This is a genomic window from Pseudoalteromonas sp. GABNS16E (assembly GCF_028598715.1).
Classification (GTDB): domain Bacteria; phylum Pseudomonadota; class Gammaproteobacteria; order Enterobacterales; family Alteromonadaceae; genus Pseudoalteromonas; species Pseudoalteromonas atlantica.
The window spans coordinates 1-255 of sequence record NZ_JAQREZ010000202.1; the positions used below are offsets into that span (position 1 = coordinate 1).

1 protein-coding gene is annotated in these 255 nt (G+C 38.4%); it reads right to left on the bottom strand.

The features are described from left to right. On the bottom strand, positions 1-255 hold a 255-nt coding region (locus PSI06_RS21275), incomplete at both ends, for an integrase core domain-containing protein (RefSeq protein ID WP_273604846.1).

Here is a 255-nt window from a genome sequence, read left to right on the forward strand (position 1 = left end):
AAGACTTGGTGCGAAAGCGCCAGGTCTTTTTTATGCACTTGATTTGGTGTTTTCATATCCAAACTTAAGTGCGGTCGCATTTCATTGTATATAAATATCGATTCTTCAACGAGCTGTTTTAACTCTGCCATATTGCGACATTTATACAGTAAAAACTCTTGCTTTAATATCCCGTTAATACGCTCTGCTAATGCGTTTTGATAACAGTCATACCCATCGGTCATCGATGGTCTAATGCCCTCTTTTAATAGCGCA